This is a genomic window from Myxococcota bacterium, assembly GCA_039030075.1.
Lineage (GTDB): Bacteria > Myxococcota_A > UBA9160 > UBA9160 > SMWR01 > JAHEJV01.
The window spans coordinates 105,846-118,355 of the sequence record JBCCEW010000007.1; the positions used below are offsets into that span (position 1 = coordinate 105,846).

Genomic DNA, 12,510 nt, shown 5'->3' on the forward strand with positions numbered 1-12,510 from the left:
GCACCCGCTACCAGCGGGGAGCGATGTCCTCGTAGCGCTCCTTCGTCTCGCGCTTGCGGGGGCCGCGCAGCCGGGAGATGCGATCGCCCTGGGTCCGGACGTAGCCCGCCCAGGTCAGGAGCGACGGCAGCAGCCACAGGTCGGCGGCGAGCGCGAGCAGCATGGACACCAGCACGGCCGCGCCGAGCACGCTCACGAAGGCGAAGTCACTCCACAGGAGAACCGAGAATCCCGTGCACAGGGCGACAGTGGTCAACAGGATCGGGGGCCCGACGACGTCGTAGAGCCGCTCGAGGCTGTCGCGCCGCGACAGGTGACTCGCCACGTGGGTGGTGTCGTCCACCGCAATCCCGAGTGCGATGCAGCCCATCAGGCTGATGCTCATCGAGATGGGGATCCCCCACCAACCGATCACACCCGCACCCACCACGAGCGGCAGGAGGTTGGGCACCATCGCCAGACCCGCGAGCGAGAACGAACCAAGGCCGATCGCCAACACGCCGAAGATCAAGAAGCTCGCCAGGGCGAGGCCGCGGAACATGCCGTGGCTGAGGTCGTCCATCGCCTTCGAGTACAGGTAGGTGGTTCCCAGCGTGTCGACGCGCACGTCGGGCGGAGCGGATCGGGCCCACTCGTCGATCCGGCGTGCAGCTTCGAGATACACGGTCGAGCCACCGTGCACGCTGACGATCAGGCTGAGCGCCGAGCGTTCGAAGTTGAGGTAGCGCTCGTAGTCGTCCGGATCGCCGCTCGACTCGTAGAGCAGCAGATACTGGGCCGCGGTCGCCCGGCTTCCCGGGTTCGCTCGACCCGGTTCGCCGGGCCGCATCGCGGCGTCCATCAGCCCGAAGTAGTCGAGCATCGAGATCGTGCGATCGACGCCCGGCGTGTGCTCGATGCGCGCCCGCAGATCCTCGACGAAGGCCAGGAAGTCGGGATCGAGCGCCCTCCCCTCCTCGGGGCCGCGGATCACGACGTTCAACAGGAAGGCGCTGGCGAGCTCGTCCTGGAAGAACTGGGCGCCTCGCCGGACCCGACTGTCTGCGTCGAAGTATTGGAGCGTGTCGGTGTGGACCTCCAGACGCGCGAGCCCGGGCAGACAGGCCGCCAGCAGGACGAAGGCGGCCCCGATCGCGATCGCCGGACGCCGAGCGAGTCGCACCCCGCCGCGCGCGAAGCGGCGGAAGCGCGGGAGGTCGGGGGCCGCGACCCGCAGGCGGAAGTACTGGATCAGCGCGGGGATCAGGACCAGGACGCCGAGGGCCGCCGCCGCGATTCCCACGGCCAGGGCCAGACCGAGGTCGCCGGCCGACTGCATGCCGATCGTGCGAAGGGACGCGAAGCCGATCCCCGTCGACGCCGCCGACAGGAGTGCGGGCCGCCAGAGCAGCGCCACCAACGCGACGCCGGGCTCCTCGCTGTCCGCGACCCGCGTGGCCAAGCCGATGGCGTAGAGCACATAGGTGCCCGAGGTCGCGACCAGGAAGGTCGGGAGCGCCGACATGATCACGTTGATCGGCGTCCCGCTGAGGCCGAGCCAGGCGAGCGCGATCAGCTCGACCCAGACGATCTGAACGACCAGGAGCACCAGCGAGGACGGTCGGCGCGTGACGGCCAGGAGCACGAGACCGATCGCGAACAGCGAGAGCGGGGTCAGCAGCGCCAGGTCGCGCTTCACGATGCGGTTCACTTCGTAGGCCGTGACCGGGTATCCCGCGAAGTGGGCCTTCCAGGGGGGCGCGCGGCGGTCGACGAGCTCGATCACCGCACCGGTCAGCTGGGCCAGGGCGGCGTCGTTCGAGCGCGCCACGTCGGCGTAGACCAGGATGCCGAGACTCTTCCGGTCTTTGGAGACCAGCAGGTCCTCGTAGAGCGGGTGGCCGGTGGCGCGATCTCGAATGGCGGGGAAATCGCGCTCGAGGGTCTCCAGATCGACCAGCGACGAGGCATCGAGGGTGTCGCCCACCCCGCGGATGTCCTCGGTCGAAGAGAGGTCTCGTACACGACGCACGTGGTCGAGTTCGGCGAGCTCCTCGGAGAGCGCGGCGAGGCGTCGCAGGTCTTCGGCCGTGTAGGGCGCGCCCAGCTCGAGGCCGACCATGATGATCTCGTCGTTGCCGAACTCGACCTTCGCCTGGGCGTCGAGGGCCCGCGCGGGATCCGAGCGCAACAGGAGACGCTCCACGCTCCCATCGATCTGGATCCGGGTGGCGAAGCCCGCCGCGGCGACGGCCAATACGAAGAAGATTCCGAGAACCCGGCCCGAGCGATTCCGGATCCAGGCTTGCAGCGTGCGCATCACATCTCCCGATGGGTGAGGGCCCAGAGTTCGGGAGCCGCTACGCCTGACCGCCTTCCCTCGCGCCCACGCCGCAGCCCCTCGACGAGTTCAAGGTGCGGCGGAACGGGCCCGGAGACGTATGAACCACTTCACGGTCCGAAGCCGTTCGGGCGAAGATTCAGGCCGGGGCCGGGGAGCCGGGACGGAGACTGGCGGAAGCGGGCGGCGCGGGTGCGCGGCGCCCTACTCTTCTTCCAGCGCGACTCCGTAGTGGTCCGTATAGGGACGGGTCTGTTCGCGCAGGGCCACCGGATCGATCCCCCACTGGGCCGCGCTGTAGCGGTGGGCGCCGTGCTTGCCGCGCGGCTTCGCCGCGAGGTAGCTGCGAATGGCATCGGCGTGCTCACCCGCGAAGGATCGACCGAGCGCTCCGTAGGCCGCTTCGATCGCGGCGACCGGGTCCCGCATCAGGTCCTGGAAGTGCAGGTCGGCGAAGCCCTGGGTCAGATCTCCGCTCGCCCGGCGCTGTCCCACCGCGAGCATCATCGCGGCCATCCCGTCGCTCAGCGTGCCCGCGACGTCCACCGCGTCGCTGCGCAGCCAGCGCGACGTGGCGAGCGTACTCAACCCCGACGGCGCGGTCTTCAGCGGGTCGCGGTGGGTGAGGACCACCTGGGCGTCGGGGTAGGTCTCGAACAAGAGGTCGATCATCAAGAGGTACATGGGCGTCTTCAACACCCAGTGACGACGCGGCGTTCCCGCCTGGAGCGTTTGGAGCAGCGCCTCGTGGAAGCGCATCGACGCCGCGAAATCGGGGATCCAGGAGCTGACGTTCGCCACCGTCGGCCAGTGACCGCCCGAGAAGGACGGGAGCGTGAGGGTGATGCACTCGACCGGCAGCTCCGAGCGCAGCTCGTGGATCGCCGCGAACTCGGGCTGCACGTCGGACCAGAGTTCCTGCTCCGCCTCGCCGAAGAGCGAATAGTCGTCGCGCGCGTGGCCGTCGAAGGGAACCGGGTGCATCGCCTCGAAGCCGCGGGGTCCACGCGCCGCCGGATCGAGGGAGAGCAGTTCGAAGAGGATCGAGGTCCCCGATCGCGCCGGCCCCGTCACGATCAGCGGCGCCTCCACCCGTTCTTCCGCCACCGCGGGGTTCGCGGCGCGGTGCGCGGTGAGCAGCAGTCGGGTGCGCAGGCCACGCAGGATCTCCTGGCGCGTCATCAGGCGGCCCACCACGTGGAGCGCAGCGTCGGCTTCGAGCGAGGCCACCAGCCCGTCGAGCCGGGCCCGCCAGTCGCCATCGACCGCACCGAAATCCGAGAGTCCGGTCGACGCCTGGGCCTCGTCCACGAGCGCGTCGACGTCGAGGGGCACGAGTCGCGCAGCACCCCCGACGGCCGGTCCCATCGCATTGATGCGACGGACCCAGTCGGGCCGCGTGTACAGCCCCTCGAGGCCGGTCGGCGTCTCGCTCATACGGTCTCCGGTGTGATCGCACTCATTCGGCGCCCCAGAGCTCCGAGACCCGATGCACGATCCGGTCCGGCGCCACGTCGGCGGCCGGCGCGAGCCCCTCGCGCTGGGAATCGCACCAGACCGCATGGATCCCGACGTACTGGGCGCCGGCGACGTCCTTGTCGAGGTTGTCCCCGACCATCCAGGTGTCTTCCGGCGTGCTGGCGTTGGCGTCCAGCGCGGCCTGGAAGATCCGGGGATCGGGCTTCCCGACGCCGACCTCGCCCTCGACGTGAATCGAATCGAAATACGGGGCCAGGGCGAAGCGCCGGATCTTCGAGCGCTGCAGGCCTGCGTTGCCGTTCGTCACCATCCCAATGCAGGTGCCTTCGGCGCGAAAGCGCTCGATCGTCTCGAGGGCGCCGGGAAACAGACAGGTCGTCGCGTCGCGGACCTCGTCGTAGCGATCCACCAGCTCTCCGGCATGGGCGTCGGAAAGCGACACGCTCTGGAGCGCCCGCGAGGCGCTCTCGTGGATCGCGACCCGCAGGTCGCGCGTGAGCCAGTTCTCCGACGGATCCCCGAAACTCTTGCGAACCTCGCGGCGCAGCGCGCCGAGCAAAGCGCCCGCGTCGTCGAACCCCAGGGCCGTTGCGGTCTCCTCGGTTGCGCGTCGCCAGCAGCCGACGAAGTCGAGCTGGTAGTCGATCAGCGTGTTGTCGAGATCGAGGAGCAGGGTCTTCGGTCGGTCCATCTGCGTGCGCTCAGACCGCTTCCGCGTAGGCGGCGACGATCGGCGCCAACTCGGTGGGCGTCGCGCCGTGGAGGATCACCCCGTCGCAACCGAGTGCGAACTGTCCGCGGACGGCCTCCACGCACGCCCCGGGCGTCCCGGTGGCCGACGGCGCGAGCCAGCTGTCGGGCAGGATCCCCTGGATGTGTTCGAGCTGCTCCGTGGTCGCGAGCTTGTCGATCGCGCCCGGCACGCTCTGCACGACGCTGTCGGCGCGAAACCGCTCGAGCACGGCCGGATCCCAGTCGTTCGTCCGGACGAGCAGGTCGCCGTAGCCCTGGAGATAGGTGGCCAGACGCCCGACGGATTTCATCAGACGCTTCTCGTAGGGCAGATGGTCGCCGAGGGTGGCGAAGCACGACCACACCTTCACGCTCGCCGGGTCGCGCCCCGCTTTCTCGGCAGCTTCCTTGACCGCACGCACGCAGCGTGCGGTGGTCTCGTCGGTGAAGAAGGTGTGGAGGATCACTTCGTCGAAGCAACGTCCGCCGAGTGCGAGCGAGTTCGGCCCGAAGGCGACCAGGGCCAGCGGGACTTCGTCGGCAACGTTCGCTCCGAGCTTCAGGAACGGAAACTGACCGAGCACGCCGTCGTAGCCCACGACCGGTTCGCCGCCGAGCAGCTTGCGCACCAGACCCGCGAACTCCTCCATCTGACGGGTCGTGATCGGGGGGATGCCGTAGGCCTTCTGCATGGCCTCGATCCCGCGGCCGATGCCCAGGACGAAGCGACCGCCCGTGAGCCCGTGCATCGTCAGCGCGAAGCCGGCCGTCACCATCGGGTGACGGGTGTTGTGATTCGTCGCCGCGGTGGCGATCCGGATGCGTTCGGTCGCCGCACCGGCGGCGCCCGAGATCGTCGCGATCTCCTTCGAGTCGTAGCGCTCCGAAAGGAACGCCGTCCCGATTCCCAGGGCCTCGGCGTCGCGCGCTTCCGTGAGCAGGTCGCGCACCGACTTCGGCTGGCCGGCCAGCAGGTAGCACCCGAGTTCGGGAAAGTGGGGCACGTCTACTCCGTAGCGGCCTGGAACCGTCGGTGGCCCGGCCTGGCGGTGGAATGCGCGACGATACCGATTTCGCGGCGCCGGAATCCAGCCCAACCCGGACGCGCTAGCGTCCAGTGCTCGAGATTCGCGCATGCCCGACGCCCCCGACGACCCGCTCTTCGCCCCCACGCGGCTTGGTGCTCTCGCCTTGACCAACCGCGTCGTGATGGCGCCGATGACGCGCTCGCGCGCCGATGTCGACGGTGCCCCGACCGAGGTCATGGCGGACTACTACGCGCAGCGGGCGAGTGCGGGGCTGCTGATCAGCGAGGGCATCTACCCGAGCGAAGACGGCAAGGGCTACTGCCGTACGCCGGGGTTGGCGAGCGGCGCCCACGTCGATGGCTGGCGACGCGTGGTCGATGGGGTCCACGCGGCCGGCGGCCGCATCGTGGCCCAGCTGATGCACGTCGGGCGGGTCGCCCACCGCGACAACAAGGCGGCCGGCGCCGAGACCGTCGCCCCCTCCGCCGTCACCGCGCGCGGGGAGATGTTCACGGACACCGGGGGCATGCAGGCCTTCGAGGCGCCCCGTGCACTCGCCACCAAAGAGATCCCGGGAGTCGTCGACGAGTACGCGCGTGCCACCCGGCGCGCCCTCGACGCGGGCTTCGACGGCGTCGAGTTGCACGGAACCAGCGGCTACCTGCCCGCCCAGTTCCTCTCGACGGGGACGAACCAGCGGACCGACGCCTACGGCGGCAGCCTCGCGAACCGGCTGCGCTTCCCCTTGGAAGTCCTCGGCGCGATGGCCGACGTGGCCGGAGCCGACCGCGTCGGGCTGCGCATCTGTCCGGGCAATCCCTTCAACGATCTCTCCGACGACGACCCGGAGGAGACCTTCCGCGCCCTGCTGGAGGCCGTGAACCCCATGGGCCTCGCCTACCTGCACGTGATCCGGCTCCACGGCGTGCCCCTCGACAACATCGCGCTGGCGCTGGCGGGCTTCTCGGGGCCGCTCATCACGAACGACAGCTACGACGCCGACGAGGCGCGCGCCGTGCTCTCGGGCGGACGGGTCGCAGCCGTCGCCTTCGCCCGATCGTTCATCGCCAACCCGGATCTCGTGGAGCGGTTTCGCCAGGGCGCGTCGCTGGCGCGCTTCGACCCGAAGCGGCTCTACACCCCGGGCGCCGCCGGCTACAGCGACTATCCCGCCCTGGGAGACGCCTAGACGGCGCCACCCGCCACAGGTGCGCGTCACCCCGGAGCGCGCCATGATCGAGCGCCCCATCCCGGACGGAAACTCGCGACCGGACTCGCGAACCCCCATTCCTGATTCCCCCACCGAGGAGGCCCCCCGATGAAGGATTTCCGAGACAAGATCGCCGTGATCACCGGCGGCGGCACCGGCATGGGTCGCGAGCTCGCAGTGCAGCTCGCAGCCGCCGGCTGTCACGTGGCGATCTGTGACGTCTCCGAAGAGGCGATGGCGCAGACGCGGGCGCTGTGCGAGCAGAAGGGAACCGACGGGGTGCGGGTGTCCACCAGCCTCTGCGACGTCGCCGACGAAGGACAGATGATCCAGTTCCGCGACGACGTCATGCGCGAGCACGGCGCGAAGCACGTCAACCTCGTGTTCAACAACGCAGGAATCGGCGCTGCCGTCAGCTTCGTCGCCGACGAGCGCGAAGAGTGGGAACGCACCTTCGACGTCTGCTGGAAGGGCGTGTACTACGGCTCGCGCGTCTTCGTGCCCCTGCTCGTCGCCGCCGACGAGGCCCATCTGGTGAACACCAGCAGCGTGAACGGCTTCTGGGCATCGCTCGGACCGCTCACCTCCCACTCGGCCTACAGCGCGGCGAAGTTCGCGGTGAAGGGTTTCACCGAAGCGCTGGTCAACGACTTCCGCGTCCACGCCCCCCACGTGAAGGTCTCGGTCGTGATGCCGGGACACATCGGCACGTCGATCGTGATCAACTCGGGTCGCATTCTGGGCCGTGACCCGAAGGAGCTCCCCGAGAGCGAGCTCGAATCGATGCGCGAGCGCATGGCCGACGCCGGCGTCGAACTCGGCGAGGTCACCAACGACCAGATCCGCCAGTTCATGCAGCAGCGCGCCGAGTCGTTCCGCGACGACGCGCCCATGAGCGCGGCCGAGGCGGCAGCGATCATCCTCCAGGGCGTCCGCGAGGAGCGCTGGCGCATCCTCGTCGGCGACGACGCCCACGTGCTCGACCGATTGGTCCGTGAAGCGCCCGAAGAGGCCTACGAGCCGGGCTTCATGGAGCGCTTCCAGTCCGAGACGCCTTGGGCGCTCGACCAGTTCGGCGACTCCGATCCCACCAGCTGACAGACGTCTGCGCTCCGCGCGCCCCTGCGGTCGCGCGGAGCGCGGAAACGATGGACGGCGCGGGGCGGGTCGCGCAGACTGGCGCCCTCGGAGGATGCCTTGAGCTCGACGCCCGCCGACGACTCCGTCGACGTCCTGATCATCGGTGCCGGTGCGGCCGGCGCGGCGTTCGCCTGGAGCCTGGCGGAGACGCGCATGCGGATCGTGTGTCTCGAGCAGGGCGACTGGATGAAGCCCACCGACTACCCCACCAACCGAAGGGCGTGGGAACTCGAGCGCTTCGGAACCTTCGGCTTCAGCCCCAACGGCCGCGGCCGTCGCGAGGACTACCCGGTCAACGACGACGCCTCGCCGATCAAGATCTCGAACTTCAACGCGGTCGGGGGCAGCACGATCCTCTACGCGGCCCACTTCCCGCGTCTCCACCCCTCCGACTTTCGCGTGCGCAGTCTCGACGGCGTCGCCGACGACTGGCCGATCGACTACGCCACCCTCGAGCCCTGGTACGACCTGAACGCCGAGATGATGGGCGTCGCCGGGCTGGCCGGTGACCCGGCCTACCCGCCGAAGAAGCCCACCCTGCCTCCGGTACCGCTCGGGAAACTCGGCGAGACCCTGGCCGCGGGCTTCGACCGCCTCGGCTGGCACTGGTGGCCGTCGGACAGCGCCATCGCGACGCGCGAACACGCGGGGCGCGCCCCGTGCATCAATCTCGGGCCGTGCCTGTTGGGCTGCGCCCAGGGCGCGAAGGGCAGCACCGACGTCACCTACTGGCCCGCCGCCGTGCGCGCCGGCGTCGAGGTCCGGACCCACGCGCGGGTTCGCGAGATCACGGTCGACGCCGAAGGGCTCGCGAGCGGCGCGATCTATCTAGACGCCGACGGCAACGAGCACCAGATCCGCGCCGAGATCGTGGTGATGGCGTGCAACGGCGTGGGCACGCCTCGCCTGCTGCTGAACTCGAAGTCGAGCGCCTTCCCCGACGGTCTCGCGAACCGCAGCGGTCTCGTCGGCAAGAACCTGATGTTCCACCCCTACGGGTTGGTCAACGGGATCTTCGAAGAACGACTCGAAGGCTGGAAGGGACCCACCGGCTGCTCCCTCATCTGTCAGGAGTTCTACGAGACCGACGCGGCCCGCGACTTCGTGCGCGGCTATTCGTTCGAGATGCTGCGGGGGATGGGTCCGATCTCGACGGCCCACATGGGAATGGCGACGGGTCGCGTGCCCTGGGGCGAAGGCCATCATGCCGGCTTTGACACGCTCTGGGACAAGACCGCGGGCATGGTCGTGATCTGCGAAGACCTGCCCGAAGCACACAACCAGGTGACGCTCGATCCCGAGCGGGTCGACGCCGACGGCATCCCCGCCCCGAAGATCGACTACACGCTGAGCGAGAACAGCCGCCGCATGCTCGAGCACGGCGTCGCGCGCGGAGACGAAGTGCTGCGCGCCGCGGGCGCCGTCGAGACCCTGACCGAAGCACCGCTGGGCGTCGCGGGCTGGCACCTGATGGGCACGACACGCATGGGCGAAGACCCGGAACGCTCGGTGGTGAACGCCTGGGGCCGCAGCCACGACGTCCCCAACCTCTTCGTCATCGACGGCAGCGTGTTCGTCACCTCGGGCGGTGTGAACCCGACGAATACGATCCAGGCCTTCAGCCTCTACGTCGCCGATCAGATCAAACGCAACCTCGAGACCCTCTTCGACTGACCATGCCCCCTCCCCTCGATCCGCAACTGGCGACGCGCTTCGCCGCCGTGCTCGACACGCTGCTCCCCGCGCACCCCAACGGGGGTGTCGCCGCGGCCGGCAGCCTCGGCATCGGACCCGAGGTCTGGGAACGCTGTGGACCGTCAGGCTGGGCGGACGGACTCGCCGCGCTCGATGCCTTCAGCCGCGCGCAGACGGGCCAGGCGTTCGCGGACCTGCCGGGTGCCGAGCGCGAGGCCGTGCTGCGTGGCTTCGACGCGGCAGACCCAGGCGCCCTGGGCGGGCTCGTGTTCCACACCTACGCGGTCTACTACCAGGAGCCCCGGGTGATGGAAGCGCTCGGGCTCGAGGGCCGGGCGCCCTTCCCGAAGGGTTACGCACTGGAAACGGGTGATCTCTCGGGCCTCGAAGCCGTGCGCGCCCGGGGCCCGCGCTACCGCGAGATCTAGACGCGGAACCCGGCAGGGGCGATGATGCGCGGGCCTTTTGCGCTGCCCGCCACAACTGGGAGACCCCCCCGATGTCCGACGCGATCCGCCCCTTCCGCATCGAAGCCAGCGACGAGGAACTCGACGACCTCCGTCGCCGCCTGCGCACGACGCGCTGGCCCGAAGCCGAAGCCGTCGACGACTGGTCCCAGGGCATCCCCCTCGCCTACGTGCAGGAAGTCTGCGCCTACTGGGCCGAGAAGTACGACTGGCGTGACCGCGAGGCGCGTCTCAACCGTTTCCCGCAGTTCCAGACCGAGATCGAGGGACTGGACATCCACTTCATCCACGTGCGGTCTCCCCACGAGAATGCCCTGCCCCTCGTGATCACCCACGGCTGGCCCGGCTCGATCGTCGAGTTCCAGAAAGTCATCGAGCCCCTCACGGATCCGACGGCCCACGGTGGCGACGCCGGTGACGCATTCCATGTCGTCTGCCCGTCGCTGCCCGGCTACGGCTTCTCGTCGAAGCCGGCGACCTCGGGAACCGGCGTCGAGCGGATCGCCGACCTCTGGGCCGCGCTGATGGCTCGTCTCGGCTACGACCGCTACGTCGCCCAGGGCGGCGACTGGGGCGCGATGGTCACCACGCGGATCGGCATCCAGGACACCCAGCACTGCGCGGGCATCCACCTCAACATGCCGATCGCCCCGCCGGACCCCGAGACGATGAACGATCTGACACCCGGCGAGCAGGCCGCGCTCGCGTCCATTCAGCACTACCAGCAATGGGACTCGGGCTACTCGAAGCAACAGAGCACGCGGCCCCAGACCCTCGGCTACGGCCTCGTCGATTCACCCACGGGCCAGGCCGCCTGGGTCCTCGAGAAGTTCTGGGCCTGGACCGACTGTGACGGTCATCCCGAGAACGTGCTCACTCGCGACGAGCTCCTCGACAACGTGATGCTCTACTGGCTGCCCGGAAACGCGGCCTCCTCGGCGCGTCTCTACTGGGAGAGCTTCGGGAGCGAGGGGGCGGCCCTCGATCCGGTCACGATCCCCACAGGCTGCAGCATCTTCCCGAAGGAGATCTTCCGCTCCTCGCGGCGCTGGGCCGAGAAGCGCTTCACGGATCTCCGCTACTGGAACGAGCTCGAGAAGGGCGGCCACTTCGCCGCCTTCGAAGTGCCCGAGACCTTCGTGAACGAAGTGCGCAGCTGCTTCCGCGGCCTGCGCTGAGCGCGCCCGGCACTGGCCGGGACGACGCGTCCGCGTGAGCGAAGGAGAGCCGGCGGCCCGCGACCCCGAGGTCGTCGATCCGCCGGCTCGTCCCGCAGCCCCGTCCGACCAGGAGAGTTAGGGACAGGGCACCGTGCCCGAACAGTTGTTCAGGAAGCCCGGGTCGCGTCCGGTCTGATTGACGTCGCTTCCACTGTTCGAGTTGAACGTGTTGTCCTTGTAGCTGCCCGTGAGCGAGGCAGCGTCGAGCACCAACCCGGAGCCGCCGTTCGCGATCGCGGTGTTGCCGACGAAGTGGCAGATCTCTGACCCGCCCGAGCAGCTGAAGCCCTGCAGGGTGTTGTTCGAGGACGTGTTGGCCACGACGTTCGCGCCGTCGTCGACCCCGATGCCGATGCCCGTGTTGTTCGCGGCGAGATTGCCCTTCACCACGCAGCGGCCGTTGCAGAGGATTCCCGCCGCAGCATCGTTGTCCGAGGCGTTGTTCCGCACGAGGACGACATCATCCCCGGCCGACAACCCGCCCCCGGCGGACGAGCCGATCGTGTTCCCGTCCGCGACGCTGCGCGAATCCAGGGCGATGCCGACACCGTTCCCGGCGACGACGTTGCCGAAGCTCACGGATTCGCTTCCGAGATCGAGGCCAGCGGAGTTGTTTCCCCGCGTGAGCGTCTGGCTCGTCACCGACCGCGCGCCCGCCTGGACGCCGTCGCCTGTGTTCCCCTCGGTGACCGTGCTGGAGACGCGGCTGCCGATGCCTGCGCTGACCCCGTTGAGCGTGTGGTCTCGCGCGTGACTCCGCGTGACGATGGAGTGGACGCCCGTGCTGATCCCGGTCTGACAGTCTTCCGTAAGCACGCGGTCTACGCGTCCTTCGTCGCCGACCCGGACGCACGAAACGGTGAAGTTCCGAACCACGCCGTTTCGCACCACCATCCCCGCGCCGGCGAGGGCCCCGTTGATGCCGCTGCCGACCTGACCGCCCCCGTCCACGGTGAAGCCGTTCAGATCGATCTCGACCGGGCCGACGCCGCTGGACACGGCAATGATGCCCGAGAGGTCCGAGGTCAGCCGGTAGCTTCCCGCAACCGTGATCGACACCGGATATCCCCCTGTGTCGCCTGGGGTGACGCTGCCCGCGACGGCGCGGTTGTCGTTGATCTCGATGACGCCGTCGACGGCCATCGCGCCGAGCGGAAACGACACGAGAGCACTCAGACAGAAGAATAGACTCGCGATTCGCATGGTCGAACTCCTCATC

General features: G+C 69.2%; 10 protein-coding genes. 5 read left to right on the top strand and 5 right to left on the bottom strand.

The features are described 5' to 3' along the window. Positions 1-7 precede the first annotated feature (7 nt). The 4 genes from AAF430_09695 to AAF430_09710 all read right to left on the bottom strand — a co-directional run bounded on the left by AAF430_09695 (position 8) and on the right by AAF430_09710 (position 5,535). Entirely contained in the window at positions 8-2,299 is a 2,292-nt protein-coding gene (locus tag AAF430_09695; GenBank protein MEM7410491.1) for an MMPL family transporter, read from the bottom strand. Positions 2,300-2,524: 225 nt separating this feature from the next. Next, positions 2,525-3,757, bottom strand: a complete 1,233-nt coding sequence (locus AAF430_09700; GenBank protein ID MEM7410492.1) for a sulfotransferase — start codon at positions 3,755-3,757, stop codon at positions 2,525-2,527. A gap of 22 nt (positions 3,758-3,779) precedes the next feature. Next, positions 3,780-4,490: an HAD-IA family hydrolase gene (locus AAF430_09705; GenBank protein ID MEM7410493.1), complete on the bottom strand. Its 711-nt coding sequence runs from the start codon at positions 4,488-4,490 to the stop codon at positions 3,780-3,782. 10 nt (positions 4,491-4,500) lie between these two features. Continuing rightward, positions 4,501-5,535 carry a TIGR03857 family LLM class F420-dependent oxidoreductase gene (locus tag AAF430_09710; GenBank protein ID MEM7410494.1) on the bottom strand — a complete coding sequence of 345 codons (1,035 nt, stop codon included), beginning with the start codon at positions 5,533-5,535 and terminating at the stop codon, positions 4,501-4,503. Between the two features lie 130 nt (positions 5,536-5,665). Here AAF430_09710 and AAF430_09715 point away from each other — a divergent pair, with 130 nt between their 5' ends. From AAF430_09715 to AAF430_09735, 5 genes are all read left to right on the top strand, one after another. Continuing rightward, complete coding sequence (locus AAF430_09715) at positions 5,666-6,748, top strand: alkene reductase (protein ID MEM7410495.1); 1,083 nt, start codon at positions 5,666-5,668, stop codon at positions 6,746-6,748. A gap of 129 nt (positions 6,749-6,877) precedes the next feature. After that, a complete protein-coding gene (locus tag AAF430_09720; protein MEM7410496.1) occupies positions 6,878-7,867 on the top strand; it encodes an SDR family NAD(P)-dependent oxidoreductase in 990 nt (329 codons plus the stop codon). A 99-nt stretch (positions 7,868-7,966) separates the two neighbouring features. Continuing rightward, on the top strand, positions 7,967-9,583 hold the full coding sequence (locus AAF430_09725; GenBank protein MEM7410497.1) for a GMC family oxidoreductase: 1,617 nt from the start codon (positions 7,967-7,969) through the stop codon (positions 9,581-9,583). A 2-nt stretch (positions 9,584-9,585) separates the two neighbouring features. After that, positions 9,586-10,032 carry a gluconate 2-dehydrogenase subunit 3 family protein gene (locus tag AAF430_09730; GenBank protein ID MEM7410498.1) on the top strand — a complete coding sequence of 149 codons (447 nt, stop codon included), beginning with the start codon at positions 9,586-9,588 and terminating at the stop codon, positions 10,030-10,032. A gap of 71 nt (positions 10,033-10,103) precedes the next feature. Continuing rightward, complete coding sequence (locus tag AAF430_09735; GenBank protein MEM7410499.1) at positions 10,104-11,249, top strand: epoxide hydrolase family protein; 1,146 nt, start codon at positions 10,104-10,106, stop codon at positions 11,247-11,249. 117 nt (positions 11,250-11,366) lie between these two features. Here the strand turns inward: AAF430_09735 and AAF430_09740 are convergent, their stop codons facing one another. Beyond that, positions 11,367-12,494, bottom strand: a complete 1,128-nt coding sequence (locus AAF430_09740; GenBank protein MEM7410500.1) for a right-handed parallel beta-helix repeat-containing protein — start codon at positions 12,492-12,494, stop codon at positions 11,367-11,369. Positions 12,495-12,510: the final 16 nt, after the last annotated feature.

Bases quoted from the DNA above. Each gene is read 5' to 3' on its own strand.
- AAF430_09695 (MEM7410491.1), bottom strand. From the start codon at position 2,299: ATGCGCACGCTGCAAGCCTGGATCCGGAATCGCTCGGGCCGGGTTCTC.
- AAF430_09700 (MEM7410492.1), bottom strand. From the start codon at position 3,757: ATGAGCGAGACGCCGACCGGCCTCGAGGGGCTGTACACGCGGCCCGAC.
- AAF430_09705 (MEM7410493.1), bottom strand. From the start codon at position 4,490: ATGGACCGACCGAAGACCCTGCTCCTCGATCTCGACAACACGCTGATC.
- AAF430_09715 (MEM7410495.1), top strand. From the start codon at position 5,666: ATGCCCGACGCCCCCGACGACCCGCTCTTCGCCCCCACGCGGCTTGGT.
- AAF430_09720 (MEM7410496.1), top strand. From the start codon at position 6,878: ATGAAGGATTTCCGAGACAAGATCGCCGTGATCACCGGCGGCGGCACC.
- AAF430_09730 (MEM7410498.1), top strand. From the start codon at position 9,586: ATGCCCCCTCCCCTCGATCCGCAACTGGCGACGCGCTTCGCCGCCGTG.
- AAF430_09735 (MEM7410499.1), top strand. From the start codon at position 10,104: ATGTCCGACGCGATCCGCCCCTTCCGCATCGAAGCCAGCGACGAGGAA.
- AAF430_09740 (MEM7410500.1), bottom strand. From the start codon at position 12,494: ATGCGAATCGCGAGTCTATTCTTCTGTCTGAGTGCTCTCGTGTCGTTT.